This is a genomic window from Corynebacterium ammoniagenes DSM 20306 (assembly GCF_001941425.1).
GTDB classification, from domain to species: domain Bacteria; phylum Actinomycetota; class Actinomycetes; order Mycobacteriales; family Mycobacteriaceae; genus Corynebacterium; species Corynebacterium ammoniagenes.
Map to the genome: position 1 here is coordinate 196,838 of NZ_CP009244.1, position 22,920 is coordinate 219,757.

A 22,920-nucleotide genomic window follows, 5' to 3' on the forward strand; every position below is an offset into this window, starting at 1 on the left:
CGATGAGATTTCTGAAAGGCACAGTCGCGTTATTGGCTGTCGCAGGCGTGGCCTTTGGCGGTTCCATAGCGGGGACAACGTATGTTTTAGATTCCCGGGAAGAAGCCGCACACGAAGCTCAACAGGAAGCGGTCTTGGCGCAAGAGCGTAGCGAGATTATCGCCGGTCTAGATGACAGCGTTGAGGCAGCCGAAAACGCGCCTGAGGTCAGAGACAATATCGGAACCTACACGGTGCGCTGCCAGGTTCACGAAGAAGATGAGCAGGGACCGCTTCTAGGATTTGTCTTTGGAAACCACCACGAAAGCATCGACACTGCGGAGCTTGTTGCCGAGAACTATCTCTCCCGCGTCGCGCCCATGGGCAATGGGGAATTAAGCCACTGCCGGACGTGGGAGAACTACACCTCACAGGGAGCGATTGATGCTCAGGGAAATCCTCTATAAGCATTACTGATATAGCAAAACCCGCACCCAGGTTTGGGTGCGGGTTTTCTGCTCGGAGGCGAGAGTGGTTATTCTTCGCCTTCCTTGCGGATCTTCATCTCGGAGTTTTGCCACCAGCCGGAGCGGGTGATTTCCTCGTAGTTGATATCCGCCGGATCTGGGGTGACGCCCTGGGAGTTAGTGCGCAGTTCATACTTTTGGATTGCGCCCCAATCGCGAGCCCAGTCGCCGTCCAGGTAGGACGGGATCTCATAGGAGTAGTTCACAGCTTCGGCTGTTGCCATCGCGCCACCACCGGAGAAGGACTGGAAGTCCGTCAGCGAATTCTGTGCCGGAGCATCCGGCAAAATCCGGTATTCCGGAATCTCCGTGACACCAGCGAAGTGATCGAAGGTGCGCTGGCATGGGAACTGGAAGGCGGTCGACCAATCCAGCAAGCCGGGCATGGAGGAGTCAAACTGCGAATTCAAGGTCGTCAGCTCCGGCACGCGTGGTGGGGTAAAGGCCAACCAGGAATCTTCGTCCGTGGAGTCATCGACAGCCACGAGGCGAACGACATTGGCGTCGTCTGGGATCTCATCCAGCGCGATGCGCAGGTTGCGCCACTTGGGGGAAGCGCCGACATCGCGAAGCTCTAGCTCACCGGTGTTGGTGACCTCATCGCCCTCGCCGAGGGTGCCGTACTCCAAGGTCAGTTCCATGCCCTCTTGCTCAACGTCATTGACATCGTGGTGGTAGATATCGCCGGCAGCCGCAACCGACAGCACCGGGGTGTTTTCCCCAGGAGCTTCCGGCAGGTTGTACCACTGTGTGGTGACCTCAGAGGTACCGCGCTGGCCGGTGTCATAAGAGCCTAGTACTGGCACCTTGGTGTAGTCCAAGTTAAACGGCAGGTGCATGGTGGAACCATTAACGCCGTCGGTGCCGCGAATACCACCGGAGGAAGTATCGGTGACATTTTCGGCATTGGCCTGCGGACTCGAAGCATTGCTTTGCTCCTCGGTTTGACCGCCCAATGAGGGATCGGTGCCGGAGGTAGCTTGCTCAGAATCAGAGGAGGTGGAACCGGTCTGGGTAGAACCAATCGCACCCACAGACGCGGAGTTGAGGTTCTCCGGCTCAATGTCTTCGGGGATGAAGTTCGGATCAAATCCGCGGTTATCTTCCTCAGGATTGATCAGGGATTCGCCGAGATCACCAGTAACTGGAGTTAGGAAAGACTCATTGGTATTGGTCTCGATCAATGCCGCATCCGCCAGCTGGCACTCATTGCCGCCGATGGCCTTTAAGTTGCCTTGGCCGACCGAGTAGCTCGGCGATTGGGAAATATAGGCCTTGGCAAAGGACAGGCAGGAGAAGGCCACGATGGCAATGCATGCGATGGCCAGCGGCGCGGACAAAATGCTCGTCCAGCGCTTGGCGGAAACTTGTGGCTGTTCGATGCCGTGGTTCTTGCGGTAGTTATGGCGCAGTGCTTGGACGATGCCGATGGCGACGATGATAAGGCCGATGACCATGACCACGGTGGAGGCTTCGATGGTCTTAAATTGCACGGATCGGTCCCACCACGGAACACCGAAGGAAGACACGTACCACCAGGCGTTCCAGCCGGCCAAAGAAATAGCCATGAGGAAGACCACTGAGGCCACGGCGAAGGTGCGGGCGCGCGGGGAGCGCATCGCAATTTGCGATAAGACCACGGCGCCGAGAGCTGCAATCACACCAGCAATACCGGCGTAGATACCAAAGTGGTGGGTCCACTTGGTCGGGGTGAACATGAGGAAGAACATGCTCAGACCCATAATCACCAACAGGCGCTGGGTTGGTCCCTTGGACGTGCCCAGGACCTTTTTGTCACGAATGAAGGCGTAGATGATCAGGGCTAGGGCGAAGAGCATCGTGAACATCGCAAAGCGGCGCGTCAGCGAGCCATCGACGGAGCCCTCGAACAATGTGGTGTAGCGAACGTATTCGTCGTACCAATTCAACGATGGACCCACTGCGGAGCGCACGCGGGTGGATTCCAAGACGGTGGCCAAGGTTTGATCACTAAAGACCAAAGCGAGCACGGACGTACCCACGGCTAAGAACGGTGCAATCAGTGGCAGCCAACCACCGGCGGAGTCTTTGCGGCGGCTGAAGATGCTAAATAGCGCCGGCAAGCTGACCAAGAATACGCCAACGGCCAACAGGCCAGTAGGTCCTGCCGTAAGCGTCAAGGTAGCGGCGATGGTGCCTACTGCTGCTGGCAGCATGCGCGAGGTGGCGATGGAGCGCTCAAAGGATGCCCAGGTGAAAATGACGCCGAAGGCAACGATGGGCTCTGGGCGGATGCCGTTGTTGTATGGCAGCCAGAATGCCAAGAACATAAACGCGGCGGTCCAGTGCGCAACGCGACGATCATTAATCATCGGGCCAAAGCGCGGCAGGATTTCTCGCGAGAGAATAAACCACGTCAATATTGCCGCAATCAGCGTCGGAATGCGCATGAAGACCGAGGTGGCCGAGATATTAGACAACAGGGCCACGAGGTCGTAGTACGGAGTACCAAAAGGTGCCTCCGGTACGCCGTACCAACGGTAGTAGTTGGCCATGTACGTCGCGTGCTCTTTGACCCGACCCATGGTCAAAATAAAGCCATCATCGGAGGTATTGGCACCAAAGATGTGCCAGAAGACCAGGACGGCCGAAACCACACCATCGAGTGGGCGGATCTGCTTCCAGGTGGCCGGCATGAAGCTGATCTTCTTGCCGTCGAGGCGATCCAGGCGCGCGATGCAGACCAGCGCGGCCAGCATCATGATGAGACCACCAATCATCGCCACCAGTTTGATGGTGGTCGGTGAAGAGGTAAAGCGCGAGTTAATGTCTACGTGGACATTGAGTCCGGCCTCAGAAAGCTGCTCCAGGTTTTCTGGAGTGTCTTCGATTTCAGTAAAGACACCAACAACTTGCGGGCGCAGATCTTCAGTCGACTTTTCCGAGTACTCACCGACAGAAACCGTGGTGGCGTCTTCGGTGGAGTGGATGGTGATCTCGTCGTCATCGGAAAGCTCCTGCACCTGTTCTTCCGATAAGGAGAGCACGACCTCATCCAAGGAAATAACCGACAAGCCCTGCTCACCCGCGCGCACGAACATGCCGCGGTTGGAAGCTTCCTCCGACTCCGGGGGCACGGTCGCATACAGCAAATCCTGGCCGTCGCGCAGCATGTCAGTAGCTGCGACGGGGATGGTGGCATCAATTTCTTCCGGGGATACGGAAATCAGCGGGGCTGTAACCGAATTCAGCGAATCTTCCCGTGGCCAATCAAACGACGACTGCGTCTGCGTGACTGGCAAAAATGGCGTGGCCAGGAACAACACAAAGCCAATGAGGCCGGTGATGATTGCGGCCAACCGCAGCCCCTTGGGGGCTGGGCGTGCGCTTAGCTCAGGAAGTTCGGCGGTGTAGACATCATTCACGTCGAATACCTTAGTTCACTCGAGCGACGACAACGAAAGGACCTATTTGCTCAACGTCCCAATATTCGGAATCGTTGAACACCTCTGGGTCAAACAAGATGGCGTCATAACGGACATTGGGCTGGTTAGGGAAGATATCCACGGCGAGGTGTTCTTTATAGCCATCATCCGGCGAATCAATATCGCCGCGGAAAATCATGGCGTCCGGCACATCCCAAGGATTGTTTTCAAGTGTTTCCACGAATTCCTCTGGGGTTTGATCCCAGGAATTTTCTGCCCACGTCGACATTTCTTCATTGCGCTGCTTGAACTGCCCCAGCGGGTTGGCGTAGTGCGCGGTAAAAGCATTGAAGCCGTAGTAGGGGTAGTAGGCCATAAATAGCTTTTCATCCGTCATCACGACATCAACGTTGTGATCTTGGAAGAATCCGTCAATCTCTTCGTAGTACCGTGCTGAGTCCGCGGGGAATTTATCGGCGCGCTCACCATTGCCGTCGGTATCGGAGTACGCGTTATCAAGTGCGGTCTGGTGCTCCGCTGGGATCTCTTGCATGTAGAAAATTCCGGCCAAGGCGGTGATAACGGTGACCACGGCGGTGAGGTGCTCACGTGTGCGATATTTTTCATATGCATGCGCCAGACCCAAAACACCGGCGGTCGCCATGATGAGTACTACCAGAATTTCCAGGCGGAACCCTAGCAGTGAGGTGCCGAGCAACGGCAAGATCATCGAGGCCACAATCCACAGGTAGACACCGATGAGTGCCCAGCCCAAGGTGCGGATGTGTACGTTTTTGATCCGCGCTACGAGGTAGACAATGCCAATCAGACACAGCAAGCCCACCAATGATGGGGCGAGAAACGGAACAGGAACCTCGGTACCTTCTGCGGGAAGGTAGTGCTGGGCTGCAGTTTCCGTGGGGAAATCTGCCTGTAATACGGCCAGCACATAAGGACCCCAGGCCACCGCTGCGATGGCCAACGAACCAAAGCCAATGACTAAAAGCCGCAGGATAGGTTTAAATGACCGCTCCACAAGTGCCGTGACCACCGCGACGAAGGAAACGACGGTAACTGCAATAGCGCCGGTAAAAAGCGTGTAAAAGGTCGCCGAAATACCGAGAAAGACCAACAGGCCCACGGTCGAGCCCCAGGAGCCGTGGAAGGCGCGGGAACACATGATGGCGGCGGCTGGAACACCTAAGGCAATGACTGCGGAATACGGCTCTTCCACCGCCAGCGTCAACGTCAATGCCGTGGTGGCCAGCGCGATGATCGTGCCCAGCGGCAACGAACCAGTCAAGCGCTGCCAGACGGGAACCAGGATGCAGCAGGCCATGGCGATAGAGACCAAGGACCAGGGCTGGAAAGCCTCCCAGCCCTGCAGACCTAAGAGGTTGGCCATGCGCCCGCCGAGCCAGAACCAACCCATGGGGTAGAAGGTGGGCATATCGGCGTAGTTCATATCCGCATAGCCGCCCTCGACGGTCATGCGGGTTAAGAACTGGGTGCGAAAGACCTGGTCAACCTGGATACCTTGCAGCCACAACTTAGTAGCCGACAGTGGCATGCCCAGGCTGCTGATCACAATCAGCGCCGGTGAAAGATATGCCACCACCACGGTCAGCCAGGACAGAGGTCCTTGGCCAGCCACGCCCCGTTTGGTCCACAGGTAGAGCAAGCCGGCCACAATGACGACCGTGGCAACAATGCCCGCGGTAGATAAACCGCGAGTGACCATGGAAGTGCTAAAAGCGGGCAAAGAGACCTGCTTGAACACAAACCAGGCGGCAAGGGTGACAACGCCGCCACCAATGGCTGCCGCTGCCATGCCCAGCAAGACACCCAAAAAGCTCGTGGTATCGCGAGTAGCAGGGGTCAAAGGACGCGAATCGCGCACGGGAGAAGAGGAGGCAGGCTGATGAGCCTCCGCTGAATCGGTCACAGTCATGGGGTTAGTCTCCCATACATTCGGGTTATTCCTTGCTTAAGGCCGCTTCCAAAAATGGGAATGGAAGCGGCCTTAAAAGTCAGAGATCGGCGAAGAATTAACTTATATGTTTCGGCGCTAGGCGCCTTTTAAAACGGCAGACGGCGGAAGATCGTCTGTGGGATGAACTTGAATGCCAAAGAAACGTACTGGAACAGTGGGTGGACAAAGACGGACTCTTTGCCTTCCAGCACTGCCTTGACGGTGGCTTTGGCAACATCATCCACGTCCACGGTCAGCGGTGCCTCGCCGGCATCAGCGGACATCTTGGTGCGAACCTGACCGGGGCGAACAACGACAACATTCGCGCCAGAGCCACGCAAGGCTTCGTTCAGGTTGACGTAGAAACCGTCGGTGCCAGCCTTGGAAGCGCCATAGACAAAGTTCGAGCGTCGCACGCGCATGCCAGCAACAGAGCTCATAGCAACGATGGTGCCGTGGCCTTGGGCTTTGAACTTCTCGCCGAGCAGCACACCCACCGAGACCGGCGCAGTGTAGTTAATTTCAGCAGAGGCCACGGCCTTGGCCTGGTCCTGCCAAAGTTCTTCCTGGTCGCCCAAGGTGCCGAAGGCAACCACGGCCACATCAACATCGCCGCGGGCAAATGCCTTGTCGATGACCCCTGGGTGGGACTCAAAATCCGTCGCGTCGAAATCAATAATTTCCACGTCTGCACCCTGTGCTTCAAGCATTTTGGCAGAATCTGCAATACGTGGGGAGTCTTTACGAGCCGCGAGCGTGACCTTGGCGGAGCCGCGCTCTAAGAACTCGGAGATGATCCCCAGTCCGATTTCGCTGGTACCGCCGAGCAGCAGCAGGTGTTGTGCTTGTCCAGTTGCGTTAAGCATGTCAGTCCTTTCTTAGCGCAGCTCGAGGCGGCGTGACATATCGGAGGCGAAGACGCCCATGGGGTCAATGTTGTTGCGGGTTTTCAGCCAGCCCTCAAGGCCTGGGTACATGGTGTGGAAATTCTCAGCGGAGGTGCGGGATTCCTTAGCCAGGTACAAACGGCCGCCGAATTCCATCACGCGCTTATCCAAATCATCCAAGAACTCTCCCAGACCTGGGCGGATAGGGAAGTCCACGCAGACATTCCAGCCAGGCATGGGGTAGCTCAACGGTGCCTTGTTACCAGGGCCGAAAAGCTTGAAGACGTTCAGCGCGGAGTAGTGGCCAGACTTTTGCATATCGCGGATGATGTCCTTGAAAGGCTCCACCGCATCCATCGGAACCACGAACTGGTACTGCAAGAAGCCCTTGGAGCCATAACCGCGGTTCCACTCGCCAATGAGATCCAGCGGTTGGTAGAACTGCGTGAGGTTATTGATTTGGTTCTTCGCAGGTGAGCCCATGGCATAGTACGCCTCACCAATAGCCATCAAGGTCAGCTTGTTCATGGTCCAGGATGGGAAGATATCCGGCACCGTCATCAGCTGCGGTGCATTGAACTTCAACGGATCAGCAGCCAGCTTCGGTGCAAATTCCTTAAGCTGCTCCAAAGTGGCCAAAGAACCACGCGAGATGGTGGAACGGCCAAGCTTTGGCTCCGGGGAGATGACATCAAACCACGCCGACGAGTAGGTGTAGTTGTGCTCAGAGCCATCAGAGTGCGCGGCGATGGTCTCGTCCAAGTTGCTCGTGCGCTCGGTATCCGCAATAAAGTATGCGGTTTCGGTCTTGGTCATGCGAATGCTAGCGCGCAGGATAATGCCGGTCAGACCCATGCCGCCAACAGTGGCCCAAAACAGCTCAGCATCTGGGTCATCGCTGCTGCCCTCTGGGGTGATGTGCAGGACGCGGCCATCAGCTACCAGCAGGTCCATGGAGGTGACATGGTCACCGAAAGAGCCTTCGGAGTGGTGGTTTTTGCCGTGAATATCTGGTCCAATAGCGCCACCGATGGTGACCTGGCGGGTACCGGGTAGTACGGGCACCCACAAACCAAAGGGCAGCGCAGCCTTCATTAATTGGTCCAAAGTAACGCCGGCATCGACATCAACAATGGCGGTTTCCGGATCAATAGAGTGGATGCGATTCAGCGACTGCATGTCGATGACGAGTCCACCAGCGTTTTGCGCCGGGTCGCCGTAGGAGCGGCCCATACCGCGAGCAATGATGCCGCGGCGAAGGTGTTCTGGTTTATCAGCGTTGTCATCGGCGACCATGGCAACAGCCTGACGGATTTCATCGACGTCAGCGGTTGCCAGCACATGTGCGGTTGTTGGAGCCGTGCGGCCCCAGCCATGTAATGATTTTACGGTGGTGTGCAATTCCATGGTTGTCAGCTTACCTAGCTATAAGCATTCAACACCTAACCAACGGGGCACAATGACCGATTACACAGGTGATTATCAGGACACCGGCTGGTGCGATGGAGATTTAATACAAATCCATGATGTCGCGGATTTCTTTCGGCAACTCATCCTGCGTGGTAATTTCGGGGCCTTCGTACTCGCGGAGGAGTTTGTAGACCAGCCCACGGGAGTTGGAATCCAGCATGGGGATCTCTTCGGCCATTAGCCGAGTCATGAAATCATTGAGCGGAAGATTCGTACGCTCAGCGGCAATGAAACGGCCATTGCGCTTGTCATCTTCCGTGCGCTCATCTTGCGCGGCCTGCTGGGCTGGGGTCAGGTTTTCCATCTTGCCGTCATACATGACCCCAAGCCTAGTCCTTGGGGTTAAACCACTGCGCCTTCAGCTTCCGCAGCTGTGACTTTCGGGATAAACAACGAGGTCGCTACCGAGATACCCAAGATGATGGCGCCGACCAAAAATGCAGTGGTGTAGCCTGCAAGAGAGTCCGAACCAGCGGGGGAACCAGCGACCATAAAGACCGGAAGAATGGCGAAGGAAACACCAGCGCCCAAGTTAAAGGCCGCGGAGTTCATGCCGGGCAAAAAGCCTTCATTATCTTTCGGCGAGTTCACTACACCTAAGTTATTAAGCACAATATTGCCAATGCCGGCGTAGGTAATACCCAGCAAAATGACCGCGATAATCAGCACGCTCTTGGAGTGCACGCCGACGAACGCTAGAAGCAGAAGCAATAGTGCGGAAGCAGCATTGCCGATACGCAGCAGGTTACCGTAGCCAATAACTGGTGCAAAGCGGCCTGCGAAGGGGCCTACGACGAGACCGATAAGAGCATAGGGGGCCAACAAGAATAGGGAGGCGGCATCCGCGCTCATGCTAAAACCTGCGTCGGGGTTTTGCGCCAGAGACACAGCCACGCCATTGACGGCGGCGAAGATGCCAGTCATGGTTAACACCGTGGTCAGCAACAGCCCCCAGGTGGAACGGCGCTTGAGGTACTTCGGCGCAACCAGTGGCTGGTCGTGCTTGTTTTCCCACTTCCAAAAGACGGCGAATACCGCGAGCCCGATGACCAAGCCAATGATGACGGCAATCCAGTTGGCGTTGCCGGCCTTGCCTGCTTCATTGACCGCCAAGGTAATGGCGCAAACACTGATGACCAAAAACAGTGCGCCCCACCAGTCGACCTTGATGCCGCTCGATGGCTTGGATTCTGGTGCCCAGATAGCAACCATGGCTACGGCGATAAAGCCGACGATGGCAATCAACCAGAACACCGAGCGGAAGCCCCAGTTCTCTGCCATCCAACCGGATACCAGCACGTCCACGCCCGCGACACCGCCGTTAATAGCAGCGACGAGGCCCAGCAAGGTGCCCAGGCGAACCTCGTTTTTGACCTGGCTGCGCAGGATAATCAGGGTCATCGGAATGGTGGGGCCGGCAATACCTTGCAGCGCACGAGCGAACATGAGCACTCCGATATTGGGAGCAAGCGCTGCGATCACACCACCCAGTGCCATCACCGAGAGCATCAGCAGCAAGATCTTGCGCCGGCCGACGATATCGGACAGTCGCGGGAGGAAGAGTCCACACAGCGCACCGCCGGTAAAGAACGCGGTTTGGGTCAACCCCACCGTGGCTTCATCGGTATCAAGCTCCACCGCCATGGGTGGCAGCACCGGAGACAGCATGGATGCGTTGAGCTGGAAGGCCACCGCAGCAGCCAAGAGCACCGCCATCAGCAGCGGGAGGCCACCTTTGCGGGTATCAACGGGGTCAACGACGGCGTTCGGAGGGGTCTGTGTCATCAGGATCTCCTGGGTAGATACGAGCGCTTAGAAGTGCGCGGTGTTAAAAGTTGGTGTTTCCAATACGGCGCAGCGCATCTAAGAGAAGATTCCAAAACTTTTCGGTATCCACATCCACGGCAACGGAGGTATTGGGGGACGAAGCTTCTGGATCATCAACAAGACCCAAACCACTCGGGTCATTATTAGACCAGGTGCGGCGGAAATCAACAATGGTCTGCCCACGCGCGTGTGCACCTTGAGTTTCCACGTAGATGGGAGCGCGGATGGTGCGCACTACCGATGGGTCCGCAACTGCTGCCACGGCCAACGGATCGTGCATGGGCGGGCCGGGGTAGTTGCGTTCTTTCATATAAGAAGCGCCGAAGAACTCCACGAGCTCCGCGATAAACTGGGAAACGTCGGTGCCAACTTCCTTAAGCTGTTCCATGCGCTCGGGCACGGCAAGCACCTGGTGGGTGACATCCAGACCAATCATCGTCACCGGCCAGGATTCTTCGAAGACAATCGCCGCGGCGTCCGGATCCGCTAAGATATTAAACTCCGCCGCCGGAGTCATATTGCCGGTGTGGTGGCCGCCGCCCATCAAGGTCACACCGCCGACGCGTTCTACTAGCTCTGGGTACATGCGCGCGAACAGGGCGATGTTGGTCAGTGAACCGGTGGGGATAATGACCACGGAGCCTGGTTCATTGTCCCGGATGACCTGGGCAATGAGGTTGACCGCGTGCATATCCTCCAATGGCGCGCCGGGCTCGGGTAGCTGCGGACCATCCAAGCCGGAATCACCGTGAATTTCGTCGGGGATAAGCTGCGGTCCCACCAAAGGCCGCGACGCGCCTGCGGCAAAGGGGACACCGGTGATATTTCCAACGCGTGCCAAAGCCCGCGCATTCGTGGTGACTTTTTCTAGGGTTTGATTACCCGCTACGGTGGTGACAGCGAGCAATTCGAGGTTCGGGTTGCCGTGCGCCAGCAGCATCGCGATGGCATCATCATGGCCTGGATCGCAGTCCAGAATGATCTTCTGTGCAGGTGAGTTGGTATCTGCGTTCATGCTCTCAGATTCTACCCCCTATGTGTGTCTCCAGCGCTTCCTGCCGCCGGTGAAAATACGCGGGTATTCTGGGGCGCTATGCAAAACACTACTGATGCCGTGCACGTGGAAGAAGACAATTACGCCCTCGATGACACCTTGGCTGGACGCGTGGTCCAAGCAGGGTTTGCGGGCGCCGCCTTATCTTTTCCGGATTACATCAAAAAGCCCACGCCACTGATCGTCACTTATCTTGTGACCCTGGCATCGTTTACCGGGCTCGTTGGTTACTTAAACGCCATCGACGAAGATGAAGAGATTACGCCGGAACCACCCGCCGAGTCGAATATTTCTTTGTGGCAGATCATCGCTGGTTTAAGCGTTCTTGGTGTGCTGAAAGTAGCGGGGCTGCGCGGGCTGGCCAAGGCGCTGCGCAAGCGCGGCGTGAAAAAGCCGTGGACCTTATTCGGTGGCCTAGGCGCAGCCACTGTTTTCGCTGCTAGTGAATACGCTGCACGTCGCAGCTTGTGACATTTAAGTACGCTGGGGACTATGTCAGGCACCGGAGTATTTGACCTCGACAGCCTTCGTGACCGCAAAAATCGCGAGCGCGCTGGCGGCGAGAGCCACGACTCCCAAGACACGTCTGTCGAATTACGCCGGGAACCGCTCACCGTTATTGTGCAGGTATCCAATGTCCGCGAAGATGCTGAAGTCCACCGTCACATCGGCATCAATGATGCGTTGACGTTTTCGCAGCTTCACAATGTTTTGGTGATTTGCTTCGACCTGCCCGCCGAAGAGTCCCCGTGGCATTTTTATCACCTAGATAAAAACGCCGATAAAGCAGCGCAAAAAACTGAATCCCGCAGGATCGATCCCAGCCATCACGTCGCGGAATTTTTATGGCGCGAGGATGAAGTGGTGGAATTCACCTGGGGTCTGTGGGACTTTTCCATCACAGTCGCAGATATCTATCCGCGCGATAAGGGCACGCCCCAAGCTTTGTGCGTGGGTGGGTCCGGATCCTTTCCCGGATCGAAATTTGATCTTACCGCCATCAACGCCGAATTAACCGGACAAGCCGTCATCGATGAGGTTCTGACCTACCTCACCCCACCGGCGCGCAGCATCGTCGAGCGCTCCCGGCTCTTTGATTTCGTACCTCTTCTCCAAGCGCTAGATCTTAGCCGTAACGTGGAATTATCCACCGACGTGCGCAAAAAATTAGCATCGTTGCCACGCGAGGTCACCACCGAAGGACAAGACGCATTTTGGTCCATTGTTCTAGGGCTTGCGTGCATGGGCAGTGAAGAGCTGATGGGCGCGGTTACCGCCACCACCATGGAAGCGTTGGGCTGGATTTCTGATGACGGGGAGGAATTAACGGCGGAGGAAATCTGGGAGATGTGCGGGGCATCGACAAGCGTCTTGGCGTCGGTGGGTGCCTGCGGGCCCAACGCCGCGGCGCCGGTCGACCGTTTGGATATCTTCCGTGCGCTGTTGCGTGGGGTAGGCTAACCCTTCGTGACTTCATCGAATAACTCTTTAAAGACCCAGCTGTCGCGGTTTGTATTCGTGGGCATTTTTACCGCGATCCTGGACTATTCAGTCACCATGGTGCTGACGTACTTTGGTCTGCACCGCTCTGCGGCAAAGGCCATTGGCTGGGTCTTTGGTACCGTCGCTGCATACTTAGTCAATGCGCGATGGACTTTTGGCGCGAAGATTAGCGGCAAGACCGCCATTAGCGTGGCGTTGTTGTACGCCTCGACTTTCGCGGTGCAAAACGTGTTGTACTGGCTGCTGAATTCGCCGCTACAAACCATTGGCCTGCACGGTCTGACTAAAGATACAGTCGCGTTTATTATTGCCCAAGGCGTTGCCACGGTGACAAACTTTGTTATCCAACGCGTCTTTGTATTTAACTCGAAATAGGTAGGAACCTGCGATGACATCTGAGGGTGCCCAGCGCCTGGCCAAGTCGAATTCGCTGCGCGGCCAATCCACCAAATTTGCTATTACCGGTGGTATCTCCGCAGTCATTGACGCCAGTTTGACCTGGACCTTTCAGATTGCCCTGGAGCTTCTAGGCAATATCGCCGCCCGCTCCGTGGGCTTTGTCTTCGGCACCTTAACCGCCTACCTGCTCAACCGCCGGTGGACGTTTCGGGCGCAGCCGTCCAAGCGCCGCTTTGCGATGGTCGCGCTGACCTACGGCATTACCTACGCCATCAATATTGTGATCTACCGCTGGGCGTTCCCATTTTTCGATCACACCCTAGACTGGAATTCCACGGCGTCATTAATCGTGGCCTTTATCCTCGCCCAGGGAACCGCCACCGTCATCAATTTCTTTGTGCAACGGTGGCTCATTTTCCGCAACGCCCCCAAAGTGCGCGAGGTTTAGCGCGTGGCTTAACACGAAGCCTAACCGTGCTCAGGGCGGCGGAAATCCTCCCGGCGACCGCGGTTATGCAGCGTCAGCCACTCGATAAAGCCCTTGGGATCATGCTGTTGGACGAGGAAGAACCAACCAAAGCGTGCGAATTCTTGTGGCAATAACTTGCGCATGCCGCGCTGCCACAGCAAGTAGCCGCGGTTGCGGTAGGTGAAAAAGCGTTTGAAATCGCCGTCTGGGTACTGGGTGTGCATCGCACCGCCCAAAATCGGCTTAAACTCCGCTGAACCATCCGGGTGCAGGTAGGCACAGGTTAAAGCCGTGCCGAAGCTTAGCCCGGAATTGACCAGCCGGCGGTGGTATTCCACCTCATCACCGCGGATAAACAGCCGGTAGTCCGGCACGCCGATGATTTCCATGGCCGCGGCCGAAATGAGCGCGCCATTAAATAACGAGGCGATACCGGGTAAGAAATCGCCTTCAAGTTCTTCCATGCGCCGGCGCCACACCACGCCTTGGCGCAGCGGGAAGGCCAGCGCGCCGGGGTCATCGATATTGCATACCGCGGGGGAGACCTCATGCAGGTGGTTATCTTCGGCGACGCGGTAGAGCTCTTTGAGCACCGCGTTATCGGCGGGGCGGCCATCATCATCAGCGCACCAAATGGCATCTGCGCCCAGGGCTAGCGCGGTGAGAAAGCCCAAGGCAAAACCACCCGCACCACCCAGATTGGTTTCTGAAGGTACATACACCGCGCGCTCACCGGCGACCTCAGCTACTAAATCTTCCACGGCGTTGTCCGCGCCGTTGTCGACCACGATGACCCACTGCACCGGGTGGGTTTGGTGGACGACTTGTTCCAAAGAAGCGCGCAATAATTCCACGCGGTTGTGGGTCACAATGACCGCGGCGAGGGAACCAGTTGAGCTAAGTGGGGCAATCTGTGGGGCCGAAGAGCGCGAAGTGGGCATGGCGTTTATTCTTCCATGAAATCCCCGGTGGTAGCATTTCGCCATGGATCTTGCGCGCATCTGGCCGCCTTTTGGATTAGAAATCACAGCACACAACGGCCGTGAGGAAATAACCTTGCGCGCCATGCGTGATGAAGACATCCTCGCCATCGCCGATGTCACCCCCGCAGATATCTTCGGCCCCGAGATTCCGGAGCACGCCTTCGGCTGGCTTTTCGATGCCCACAATAACCCCGCCCAATTTCGCTGGGCCCATCGCGCGCAGATGTCCCCCGCGCACTGGTCATTAGACCTAGCAATCGTGCACAAAGGCCAAGTTATTGGTTCAGTAGATATGCGCGCGAATGATTTCCCCGCGAATAAGACCATTGAAACCGGCTCGTGGATCTACTACTCCCTGCAAGGTAAAGGACTTGGCACCTTGGTACGCCACGCCATTGCCCAGACCGGGTTTAACCATTTTGGTGCCGCCAAACTCACCACCGCCTGGGCGTCAAGCAATAAAGCCTCCGCAGCGGTGAGCGCAAAGCTGGGCTATGCCACCATTGCTGAGACCACCGTCGAAGGCCTTGGCCCTGATAACCACACCGCACCCGGCGAAAGAGCCGAACTATTACGCCAGAATTACCAACACCCCGATAACCTGCACGTCACCGTTGATGGCGTGAACCCCGCTTTAGAAAAGCTGCTGGGCCTGTAAGGAGAAAACCCAAAGACAGCGGCACAAGCTCTCATCTTTTAATGAAAAGGAGAGCTTGTGCCGCGTGTTTATTGCGGTGGGATAAGACTTAGCGAACTAGCGCAGGGCGCTTCGCGTCGAATTCCCAATCCTTGATCAGATACTGCATCGCGAGTGCATCATCGCGGCCGCCCAATCCGTGCTGGTTATACAGTTCATTCGCTTCCGCCAGGCGGTCTTCATTAATCTGCAGACCCAGACCACCCGTATACGGAACATCGATTTCGCCGTTGACAATCTGCAGCGGATTCTTGGTCAATGCTTGACCATCCTGCCAAATCCAGTGGGTATCAAGCGCGGTGATTTCCCCTGGGGCTGCGGCGCCCACGTGGGTGAACATGGCCAAAGAAATATCGAAGTGGTTATTGGAGTGCGAACCCCACGTCAGGCCAAAGTCATGGCACAGCTGCGCGACGCGGGTGGAACCAGACATGGTCCAAAAGTGCGGGTCAGCCAATGGAATATCTACTGAGCCTTCGCGTACCGCATGCGCCATTTCGCGCCAATCGGTGGCAATCATATTGGTTGCTGTGCGCAAACCGGTAGCGCGGCGGAATTCAGCCATGACCTCGCGGGAGGAAAAGCGCCCTTCCGCGCCGCATGGATCTTCTGCATAAGCAATGAGTCCCTGCATGGCCTTGCCGTAGCGGATGGCATCGTCCAAGAGCCAGCCACCGTTGGGATCCAAGGTAATGCGCGCATCAGGAAACGCTTCTTTGAGGGCACGGATGGTTTCTACTTCATCATCGCCAGAAAGCACGCCGCCTTTGAGCTTGAAGTCTTTGAAACCATACTTTTCGGACGCCGCACGACCCAGCTCCACGACGGCTTCTGGGGTCAGCGCTTCCTCGCGGCGAATACGGTCCCAGCCTTGGGCCTCTGGCTCGCGCAGGTAAGGCAAGTCCGTCCTATCAGGATCCCCCACGTAGAAGAGGTAACCCAGGATGGGGACACTGGCGCGCTGTTGACCATCGCCAAGCAACTCGGCAACTGGAACGCCGAGGAGCTGGCCCATCAAGTCCAGCAGGCTGGACTCAATGGCTGTGACCGCATGTACGCCAATGCGCTGGTCGAAGGTCTGGTTGCCGCGTCCGCCGACATCTTTGCCCGCTACCTTGGCGCGAAACTGATTGAGCAAGGACTTGTACTGGGCAACGGGCTTGCCAATTAGAAGATCACGGGCTTCCTCAATGGTTTGCCGAATGGCTTCTCCACCTGGAACTTCGCCGAGGCCAACGCGGCCGTCGGAGTCCGTAATCAACGTGATATTTCGGGTGAAAAAAGGGGCATGAGCTCCGGAAAGATTTAACAACATGGAGTCGTGTCCGGCAACGGGAACGACCCGAAGTTGTTCAATAGTGGTGTTGTTCATCGCGATTCTCGCTTCGAATAGAGGATGAGGGGAAAGTTAGAACTGTCCGTCGAATACTTGTGGAACATCCCAGGGGTTGGCATCTCGCACAGGTGCTGGGCGCAGCGATTCTGGGAAGGATTGGTAGGCGACCGGTCGCTGGAAACGCTCAATTGCCAAAGTGCCCACGCTGGTGGTGGAGCCATTGGTAGTAGCTGGGAACGGTCCACCGTGAACCATTGCGTGGCCTACTTCGACACCGGTGGGCCAACCACCGAAGAGAATGCGTCCGGCAATTTCTTCTACGTGTGGCAACAGCTTCTCAACCTCTGCGAAGTCGCTTTCGGCAGCTTGGAAGGTAGCCGTGAGCTGTCCTTCGAGGCCATCAATGACGCGGATGAGGTCATCGACCGTGTTGTAGCGAATGACAAGTGAGGCCGGGCCGAAGAGTTCAACTTCGAGCACATCATTGGATTCAAAGGTGGCCAAGTCAGTATCAAAGATGACTGGCGCAGGAGCGTTTTCTCCCTCTCCAGCAGCACCTTCACCGGCTACGCGCACGCCGTCTTGGGAACGCAACTTCGACGTTGCCTCCAACCAGGCATTCGCAATATTTTTGGTCAACATGGTCTGGCCGTGGGAATTGTTGAAGTGCTCAGCGAGTGCGGCAACGAACTTATCGCCGGCATCACCTGCTGGCAAAAAGAGCAGTCCAGGCTTGGTGCACAGCTGACCTGCAGAACCAGTGACCGAGCCAAAGAAACCTTCTGCAAGACCCGCGGCATCATCCAGCGCGCCGGGCAAGACAAAGACGGGGTTGACCGCGCTCATCTCGGCATAGACTGGGATGGGCTTGGGACGTTCATTAGCGGTGTGGAAAATGGCCATGCCGCCGGTGCGTGAACCAGTAAAGCCCACGGCGGTAATAGATGGATCGGATACGAGGCGTTGGCCAATCTTGGCGCCGGGGCCAAAGACGAGGTTAAACACGCCGGGGTGCAAGCCTTGCTTGTCGATGGCCGCTTGAATTGCCTGGGCAACAATTTCCGAGGTACCAGGGTGTGCGTTATGGGCTTTAAAGACTACTGGGCAACCTGCGGCGAGAGCAGAGGCGGTGTCTCCGCCGGCGGTGGAAAAGGCCAGGGGAAAGTTGCTGGCACCGAAGACTGCAACCGGTCCCAATGGCACGCGGCGCTGGCGAATATCCACGCGCGGTGCTGGCGTGCGATCCGGCTGTGCGGGATCAATGCGCACACTATTGTCATTGCCGTGGCGCAGTACCTTCGCGAAAAGACGCAGCTGATTGCTGGTGCGTGAAGTCTCCCCGGTGAGGCGTGCTTCGGGAAGTCCGGTTTCTTGGGTTGCGCGAGCGAGGATGTCCTCGCGGCGTGCTTCAATTTGCTCTGCAATCTCGTCGAGGAAGGCTGCGCGTTCTTCGGGAGTGGTTGCCCGGTAGCTAGCAAAAGCATCCTTTGCTGCAGCGGTGGCTTGATCAAGTTGGTCTGCGCCGAGAAGCGAGAATTCTGGTTCAAGTGCTTCATTAGTTGCTGGGTTGAGACCAGTTACTGTGCCTTCAGAGCCAGTAACCCATTCGCCGTTAATTAGTGATTTGCCGTAGATATGCGTGCTCAAAGTAGTTCCTTTCTGAACGTATGGTGCGGATATTTACTTGGCTGGCTCGTGCTTTTCGGCACCGGCGCCAGAAGAGTCAATGAGGTTTTTCAAATCTTCCAAGTCCTTATCGGAAAGATTCTGCAGTGGTGGGCGAACTGGGCCGCAGTCGCGGCCTTGAACCTTCAGCCCGCCCTTGACAATGGAGACACCGAAGCCGTGCCCGCGGTCGCGAATATTGAGGTAGGGGAGAACAAAGTCCTTGAGCTTTTGCTGCACTGCCTCGGTGTTGTGCGCGCGGACATCGCGGTAGAAATTCAATGCGAAATCTGGCACGAAATTGAACATGGCGGAAGAGTACGTGCTCATGCCCATTTCCAGGAGGGACAGCGCGTAGGTTTCGGCAGTAGGTAATCCACCCAGGTAGAACAGGCGGTCACCGTTGGTGGTGGTCACTCGTGCCAGGTGCTCAATGTCGGCGGTTGCGTCCTTGTATCCCACAAAGTTTTCATGGCGCTCGGCCAGGCGTGCCAGGGTATCTGCGCCGTAGACCGCATTGGCACGGTTGTAGACGATGACGGACAGGGAGGTGGAACCAATGATGGCCGAAGCATGTTCAAATAGACCATCTTGGTCGCACTCGGTCAGGTATGGCGGCAGCAAGAGCAGACCTTCCGCTCCGGCCTTTTCTGCTCCCTGAGCGTGCTCAATAGCCTGGTGAGTGTTGCCGCCTGCGGAGCCTAGAACCGGCACATCTGGGTGAGATGCGTCTACGGCCAACTTGGTCACGCGGTGGTTTTCTTCCGGAGTCAGGCTGAAGCCTTCACCGGTACCGCCGGCGGCGAACAGCCCCGCGACCGGGTAGCTCGATTGCCACTCGATGTGGTTTTGGTAGGCCTTTTCATCCACTTCGTAGGTGGAGTCAAAAGCAGTGGCAGGAAAAGACAACAGACCGTCCTTGAGCTGCTGCTGCAACTCGGTCGGGGTAAAACGTGACATTTATAAACTCCTTGGTACGTGATGTGGATTACTCAACTCCGGAGTCTATGGAGAGTTGCAATACCTGTCCAACACTTTTAAGGCATACGTTAATACTCAAAAGGTATGGTCTGACTGGCTGGCATCTTCGCTGATGAGTTCAAAGAGTCGGTGGACGATGGGGTTGTCGGATGGGTGCTTGGCAATGATCTGGGTCTTGATAATTTCCTTTTCCAAATCCTCAAAGTGGCGAAGTCTTACTCCGGGGAAAGAAATGTGCTGTGCGGATTCAGGAACCAGTGCGATGCCGTGTCCGGATGCAACTAGGGCGATCATGGCGCCTACTTGGCTCAGCGAGTACGCCACTTGGTGGTGATTGACCTGGAAGTTGCGCACCGTGATGTCATAGAAATACCGCGCCTTGGTGGGCGAGTAAATGATAAGCGGGTGCCCACCGACGTGCTCGCGTAGTAGCGGTTTGTCCTGCAGCATCAAGGGATGGTCCACCGGAGCTGCCAGGACCAAGCTTTCGTGATGGATTTCTTCAATTCGGTAGTCGTCGTCGCTGTCTGCAAGGCGCCCGATGGCTACGTCGATGGTTTCATTTTCGAGTGCTTCTAACTGTTCTTGGGTGACCATCTCAAAGACTTCGATTTGAATTGCGGGAATTTTATTCTTGATAAATCGCAGCAGCGGGCCGAGTACGCTAAGTCCGGACGCGGCCGTATAGGCAATGCGAATCTGCCCACGCAAACCCGCAGCGGAAAGTTGGGCGAGCTTGCGTGCGTTCTCTGCAGAATTCAAGATGGTGCGCGCTTGCAGTACAAAGGTTGCACCAGCAGGCGTGAGTTCCACCTTGCGGTTATTGCGAAGCAACAGTGGGGTGCCAACATCTTTTTCTAACTTTTGAATCTGCCGGCTCAGCGGCGGCTGAGTCATGTTGAGTTCTTCTGCGGCGCGCCCGAAATGGAGATGCTCAGCGACGGTGACAAAGCACTGCAATTGGTCGAGGGTGTACATCCGGCTCCTGACGTATATGCGTTTAAGGTATTACTGGATACCTTAATAACCTTAGACAAACATCAATGAGCCTCTTTACGATTTCTTCTAGATGTGATGCCACGCACAAGATTTTTGTTTCGGCGGCAGCGCACTTGTGAACAATCGAAAAGAATTCAGGAGCTCCGGCTCCGACTATCCCTCAACGAAGGAGGACGATCGTGCCGCTACTGATCGTCGCACTGGCCGTGGTTGTGCTGCTGGTGTTAATGACCAAATTTAGGCTCAATGGATTTATCGCCCTGCTCACCGTTGCCATCGGTGTTGCCCTGTGGGGTGCATCCAGCGGAAATCTCGCTATCGACGGAGAAAACGTCGGAATCGACGCCATTCCAAAAATCGTTGCTTCAGGTTTAGGTGACCAGCTTTCTCACACGTTGATTGTCATCGGGCTTGGCGCGATGGTTGGTCGCGTCGTCGGTGACGCTGGCGCAGCGCAGCGAATTGCGCTCAAGATTGTTGATGTCTTCGGTGAAAAGAATGTCCAATGGGCGATGATTGTCACCTCGATGATCATCGGTATCACGATGTTCTACGAAACCGCTTTCGTCATCGTCGTTCCCGTTGCCTTTACTCTCGTTCGCGCTACTAAGACCAACCTGCTGTGGGTCGGTTTGCCCATGTCGATTTCGTTATCGACTATGCACTCCTTCCTGCCACCGCACCCAGGACCAGTAGCGGCCGCCGGTATCTATGAAGCATCAACTGGCCGAACCATTCTCTACGGTTTCGCCATCGCCGTTATCGCGGGTGTCATCGTCGCCATGATCTGGCCTCGCCTGCCGTTTGTGAAGAAGATGAATCCTTCCATCCCCGAAGGCCTAGCGCCGAAGCGGATGTTTGAAGAAGATGAAATGCCAGATACCTTCACCTCCATCGGTGTAGCAATTCTGCCCATCATCCTCATCGCTGGCGCGGAAATCTATGCAATGTTCGCGAACACCGAATCCACGCTTGGACGCATTATTGCGATGGTCGGTGCACCGGAAGTCGCGCTGCTTATTACGCTTTTCGTTGCCATTATCGTCTTTGGCCCGATGCGCGGTACGCCAATGTCTGAAATCGCAGCCTCCATGTCGGATTCTGCTCGCGGCATGGTCATGATCATCATGGTCATCGGTGCCGGCGGTTCACTCAAGGAGGTTCTGGTTTCCACAGGAATTGCTGATTACATCGCGGACTTCACTGGCGGTTGGGATCTCAACCCCATCATCTTGGTCTGGTTCACTGCCGTCATCCTGCGTGTAGCGCTTGGTTCTGCTTCTGTTGCAGTAACCACCGCGGCCGGTATCGCCGCACCGCTCGTGGCCGCCAGTGGCGTCTCTCCAGAGCTTATGGTCTTGGCAACCGCGTGTGGCTCCATCGCCTTTAGCCACGTCAATGACCCAGGCTTCTGGATGTTTAAGGAGTACTTCAACCTCACCGTTATCAACACCATCAAGGTACGTACCACCTATACCACCGTGCTTTCTATCCTCGGACTCTTCGGCGTCCTGGGTATGAGCCTGATTGTCTAATCATCACTTCCGCGTCATCCACGCACTTAAAACCATTCTTTGAAAGGTAACTACCATGTCTGCCAGCATCGATGCCATCCGCAAGGTCAAACTATCCTCCATTGTGCTTCCCCTCAAAACCGCAATCTCTGACGCAAAGGTCTTCACTGGTCGGCAAAAGCCGATGACAGAAGTCGTCTTCCTCTTTGCCGAGATCACGACCGAATCCGGCCATGAAGGCATCGGTTTTTCTTACTCCAAGCGCGCCGGTGGCCCCGCTCAGTACGCCCATGCTTGCGAGGTTGCGGATAACCTCATTGGTGAAGACCCCAACGATATCCCTCGTCTCTATGACAAATTGCTGTGGGCAGGCGCTTCCGTCGGCCGTTCCGGGGTGGCAACTCAAGCTTTAGCTGCGATTGATATTGCCCTGTATGACCTGAAAGCAAAGCGCGCCAGCTTACCGTTGGCCAAACTTCTTGGCCCTTACCGTAATTCCGTGCGAACCTACAACACCTCCGGTGGCTTCCTCAATGCAACAATCGAAGAGGTCAAAGACCGTGCTACTCAATCCATTGAGGAAGGCATTGGCGGAATCAAGATCAAGGTAGGACTTCCTGATAATAAGGAAGATATCCGCCGCGTGGCAGCGGTACGCGAGCACATCGGGGATGATGTTCCACTCATGGTGGACGCGAACCAGCAGTGGGATCGCGCAACCGCATTGCGCATGGGACGCGCGTTGGACGAATTCAACTTGGTGTGGATTGAAGAGCCTTTGGATGCCTACGATGCCATCGGCCATGCTGATCTTCGCCAAGCTTTGGATACACCGATTGCCACGGGCGAAATGCTCGCCTCAGTGCGCGAGCACCAGGACTTAATTGATACTCGATCGTGCGATATTATCCAGCCGGACTGCCCGCGCGTCGGCGGAATTACCCAGTTCCAGAAGTTATTGACTCGTGCGGATGCAGCAGGCTTAGATCTCGCACCACACTTTGCGATGGAAATTCACCTGCACATGGCAGCGCTCTTTCCTCGTGAACCATGGGTGGAGCACTTTGACTGGTTGGATCCATTGTTTAATGAAAAGCTCGAAACCCGCGATGGCCGAATGATTGTTCCGGACCGGCCTGGACTGGGCATTACGTTGACAGATCAAGCCCGCGCGTGGACTCGCGAATCAGCCACCTTCGGTGATTAATTAAGACACAAGAAATTATCCGCTTCCCCTTTTCACAGATGGGGAAG

20 protein-coding genes are annotated in these 22,920 nt (G+C 56.2%); 8 read left to right on the forward strand and 12 right to left on the reverse strand.

Annotated elements, in window-relative coordinates; translation table 11 throughout:
- Window positions 1-2 precede the first annotated feature (2 nt).
- Window positions 3-446 carry a hypothetical protein gene (locus tag CAMM_RS01010; RefSeq protein ID WP_003849800.1) on the forward strand — a complete coding sequence of 148 codons (444 nt, stop codon included), beginning with the start codon at window positions 3-5 and terminating at the stop codon, window positions 444-446.
- A gap of 68 nt (window positions 447-514) precedes the next feature.
- On the opposite strand, the gene CAMM_RS01015 is transcribed toward CAMM_RS01010, so the two are convergent.
- From CAMM_RS01015 to CAMM_RS01045, 7 genes are all read right to left on the reverse strand, one after another.
- Window positions 515-3,910, reverse strand: coding sequence for an arabinosyltransferase domain-containing protein (locus CAMM_RS01015; protein ID WP_003849798.1), 3,396 nt, complete (start codon window positions 3,908-3,910; stop codon window positions 515-517).
- 10 nt (window positions 3,911-3,920) lie between these two features.
- The gene (locus tag CAMM_RS01020; protein ID WP_077715782.1) at window positions 3,921-5,861 is read right to left on the reverse strand and encodes a galactan 5-O-arabinofuranosyltransferase; all 1,941 of its coding nucleotides are present in this window, start codon (window positions 5,859-5,861) and stop codon (window positions 3,921-3,923) included.
- 128 nt (window positions 5,862-5,989) lie between these two features.
- Complete coding sequence (locus CAMM_RS01025; protein ID WP_003849794.1) at window positions 5,990-6,748, reverse strand: decaprenylphospho-beta-D-erythro-pentofuranosid-2-ulose 2-reductase; 759 nt, start codon at window positions 6,746-6,748, stop codon at window positions 5,990-5,992.
- A 12-nt stretch (window positions 6,749-6,760) separates the two neighbouring features.
- Window positions 6,761-8,176 carry a decaprenylphosphoryl-beta-D-ribose oxidase gene (locus CAMM_RS01030; protein WP_040356399.1) on the reverse strand — a complete coding sequence of 472 codons (1,416 nt, stop codon included), beginning with the start codon at window positions 8,174-8,176 and terminating at the stop codon, window positions 6,761-6,763.
- Between the two features lie 103 nt (window positions 8,177-8,279).
- Complete coding sequence (locus tag CAMM_RS01035) at window positions 8,280-8,558, reverse strand: hypothetical protein (protein WP_003849790.1); 279 nt, start codon at window positions 8,556-8,558, stop codon at window positions 8,280-8,282.
- Between the two features lie 23 nt (window positions 8,559-8,581).
- On the reverse strand, window positions 8,582-10,024 hold the full coding sequence (locus CAMM_RS01040) for an MFS transporter (protein ID WP_003849788.1): 1,443 nt from the start codon (window positions 10,022-10,024) through the stop codon (window positions 8,582-8,584).
- Between the two features lie 43 nt (window positions 10,025-10,067).
- Window positions 10,068-11,081 (reverse strand): nucleoside hydrolase, encoded by a 1,014-nt coding sequence (locus tag CAMM_RS01045; protein WP_003849786.1) that lies wholly within the window; start codon window positions 11,079-11,081, stop codon window positions 10,068-10,070.
- Between the two features lie 78 nt (window positions 11,082-11,159).
- Here CAMM_RS01045 and CAMM_RS01050 point away from each other — a divergent pair, with 78 nt between their 5' ends.
- Genes CAMM_RS01050 through CAMM_RS01065 form a run of 4 tightly spaced genes read left to right on the forward strand, consistent with a single transcriptional unit; the run spans window position 11,160 to window position 13,470 of the window.
- Window positions 11,160-11,591 (forward strand): hypothetical protein, encoded by a 432-nt coding sequence (locus CAMM_RS01050; RefSeq protein ID WP_003849784.1) that lies wholly within the window; start codon window positions 11,160-11,162, stop codon window positions 11,589-11,591.
- Between the two features lie 21 nt (window positions 11,592-11,612).
- Window positions 11,613-12,581: an IS1096 element passenger TnpR family protein gene (locus CAMM_RS01055; RefSeq protein WP_003849782.1), complete on the forward strand. Its 969-nt coding sequence runs from the start codon at window positions 11,613-11,615 to the stop codon at window positions 12,579-12,581.
- 6 nt (window positions 12,582-12,587) lie between these two features.
- A complete protein-coding gene (locus CAMM_RS01060) occupies window positions 12,588-12,998 on the forward strand; it encodes a GtrA family protein (RefSeq protein WP_040356397.1) in 411 nt (136 codons plus the stop codon).
- Window positions 12,999-13,011: 13 nt separating this feature from the next.
- Window positions 13,012-13,470 carry a GtrA family protein gene (locus CAMM_RS01065; RefSeq protein ID WP_003849777.1) on the forward strand — a complete coding sequence of 153 codons (459 nt, stop codon included), beginning with the start codon at window positions 13,012-13,014 and terminating at the stop codon, window positions 13,468-13,470.
- A gap of 20 nt (window positions 13,471-13,490) precedes the next feature.
- On the opposite strand, the gene glfT1 is transcribed toward CAMM_RS01065, so the two are convergent.
- The gene (glfT1, locus tag CAMM_RS01070) at window positions 13,491-14,432 is read right to left on the reverse strand and encodes a galactofuranosyltransferase GlfT1 (RefSeq protein ID WP_040356395.1); all 942 of its coding nucleotides are present in this window, start codon (window positions 14,430-14,432) and stop codon (window positions 13,491-13,493) included.
- Window positions 14,433-14,475: 43 nt separating this feature from the next.
- On the opposite strand from glfT1, the gene CAMM_RS01075 reads away from it, so the two are divergent.
- Window positions 14,476-15,132, forward strand: a complete 657-nt coding sequence (locus tag CAMM_RS01075; RefSeq protein ID WP_003849772.1) for a GNAT family N-acetyltransferase — start codon at window positions 14,476-14,478, stop codon at window positions 15,130-15,132.
- A gap of 88 nt (window positions 15,133-15,220) precedes the next feature.
- Here the strand turns inward: CAMM_RS01075 and CAMM_RS01080 are convergent, their stop codons facing one another.
- The 4 genes from CAMM_RS01080 to CAMM_RS01095 all read right to left on the reverse strand — a co-directional run bounded on the left by CAMM_RS01080 (window position 15,221) and on the right by CAMM_RS01095 (window position 20,131).
- Window positions 15,221-16,543: an enolase C-terminal domain-like protein gene (locus tag CAMM_RS01080; protein WP_003849771.1), complete on the reverse strand. Its 1,323-nt coding sequence runs from the start codon at window positions 16,541-16,543 to the stop codon at window positions 15,221-15,223.
- 36 nt (window positions 16,544-16,579) lie between these two features.
- A complete protein-coding gene (locus tag CAMM_RS01085; RefSeq protein ID WP_003849769.1) occupies window positions 16,580-18,154 on the reverse strand; it encodes an aldehyde dehydrogenase (NADP(+)) in 1,575 nt (524 codons plus the stop codon).
- A 33-nt stretch (window positions 18,155-18,187) separates the two neighbouring features.
- Window positions 18,188-19,132 carry a 5-dehydro-4-deoxyglucarate dehydratase gene (locus CAMM_RS01090; RefSeq protein WP_003849767.1) on the reverse strand — a complete coding sequence of 315 codons (945 nt, stop codon included), beginning with the start codon at window positions 19,130-19,132 and terminating at the stop codon, window positions 18,188-18,190.
- Between the two features lie 96 nt (window positions 19,133-19,228).
- Window positions 19,229-20,131: a LysR family transcriptional regulator gene (locus CAMM_RS01095; protein WP_003849765.1), complete on the reverse strand. Its 903-nt coding sequence runs from the start codon at window positions 20,129-20,131 to the stop codon at window positions 19,229-19,231.
- Between the two features lie 200 nt (window positions 20,132-20,331).
- Here CAMM_RS01095 and CAMM_RS01100 point away from each other — a divergent pair, with 200 nt between their 5' ends.
- Window positions 20,332-21,687 (forward strand): gluconate:H+ symporter, encoded by a 1,356-nt coding sequence (locus CAMM_RS01100; protein ID WP_003849763.1) that lies wholly within the window; start codon window positions 20,332-20,334, stop codon window positions 21,685-21,687.
- Between the two features lie 55 nt (window positions 21,688-21,742).
- Window positions 21,743-22,873 carry an L-talarate/galactarate dehydratase gene (locus CAMM_RS01105; protein ID WP_003849762.1) on the forward strand — a complete coding sequence of 377 codons (1,131 nt, stop codon included), beginning with the start codon at window positions 21,743-21,745 and terminating at the stop codon, window positions 22,871-22,873.
- Window positions 22,874-22,920: the final 47 nt, after the last annotated feature.

Bases quoted from the DNA above. Each gene is read 5' to 3' on its own strand.
- CAMM_RS01055 (WP_003849782.1), top strand. From the start codon at position 11,613: ATGTCAGGCACCGGAGTATTTGACCTCGACAGCCTTCGTGACCGCAAA.
- CAMM_RS01080 (WP_003849771.1), bottom strand. From the start codon at position 16,543: ATGAACAACACCACTATTGAACAACTTCGGGTCGTTCCCGTTGCCGGA.
- CAMM_RS01035 (WP_003849790.1), bottom strand. From the start codon at position 8,558: ATGTATGACGGCAAGATGGAAAACCTGACCCCAGCCCAGCAGGCCGCG.
- CAMM_RS01030 (WP_040356399.1), bottom strand. From the start codon at position 8,176: ATGGAATTGCACACCACCGTAAAATCATTACATGGCTGGGGCCGCACG.
- CAMM_RS01025 (WP_003849794.1), bottom strand. From the start codon at position 6,748: ATGCTTAACGCAACTGGACAAGCACAACACCTGCTGCTGCTCGGCGGT.
- CAMM_RS01095 (WP_003849765.1), bottom strand. From the start codon at position 20,131: ATGTACACCCTCGACCAATTGCAGTGCTTTGTCACCGTCGCTGAGCAT.
- glfT1 (WP_040356395.1), bottom strand. From the start codon at position 14,432: ATGCCCACTTCGCGCTCTTCGGCCCCACAGATTGCCCCACTTAGCTCA.
- CAMM_RS01075 (WP_003849772.1), top strand. From the start codon at position 14,476: ATGGATCTTGCGCGCATCTGGCCGCCTTTTGGATTAGAAATCACAGCA.
- CAMM_RS01050 (WP_003849784.1), top strand. From the start codon at position 11,160: ATGCAAAACACTACTGATGCCGTGCACGTGGAAGAAGACAATTACGCC.
- CAMM_RS01010 (WP_003849800.1), top strand. From the start codon at position 3: ATGAGATTTCTGAAAGGCACAGTCGCGTTATTGGCTGTCGCAGGCGTG.
- CAMM_RS01105 (WP_003849762.1), top strand. From the start codon at position 21,743: ATGTCTGCCAGCATCGATGCCATCCGCAAGGTCAAACTATCCTCCATT.
- CAMM_RS01090 (WP_003849767.1), bottom strand. From the start codon at position 19,132: ATGTCACGTTTTACCCCGACCGAGTTGCAGCAGCAGCTCAAGGACGGT.
- CAMM_RS01065 (WP_003849777.1), top strand. From the start codon at position 13,012: ATGACATCTGAGGGTGCCCAGCGCCTGGCCAAGTCGAATTCGCTGCGC.
- CAMM_RS01020 (WP_077715782.1), bottom strand. From the start codon at position 5,861: ATGACTGTGACCGATTCAGCGGAGGCTCATCAGCCTGCCTCCTCTTCT.
- CAMM_RS01045 (WP_003849786.1), bottom strand. From the start codon at position 11,081: ATGAACGCAGATACCAACTCACCTGCACAGAAGATCATTCTGGACTGC.
- CAMM_RS01040 (WP_003849788.1), bottom strand. From the start codon at position 10,024: ATGACACAGACCCCTCCGAACGCCGTCGTTGACCCCGTTGATACCCGC.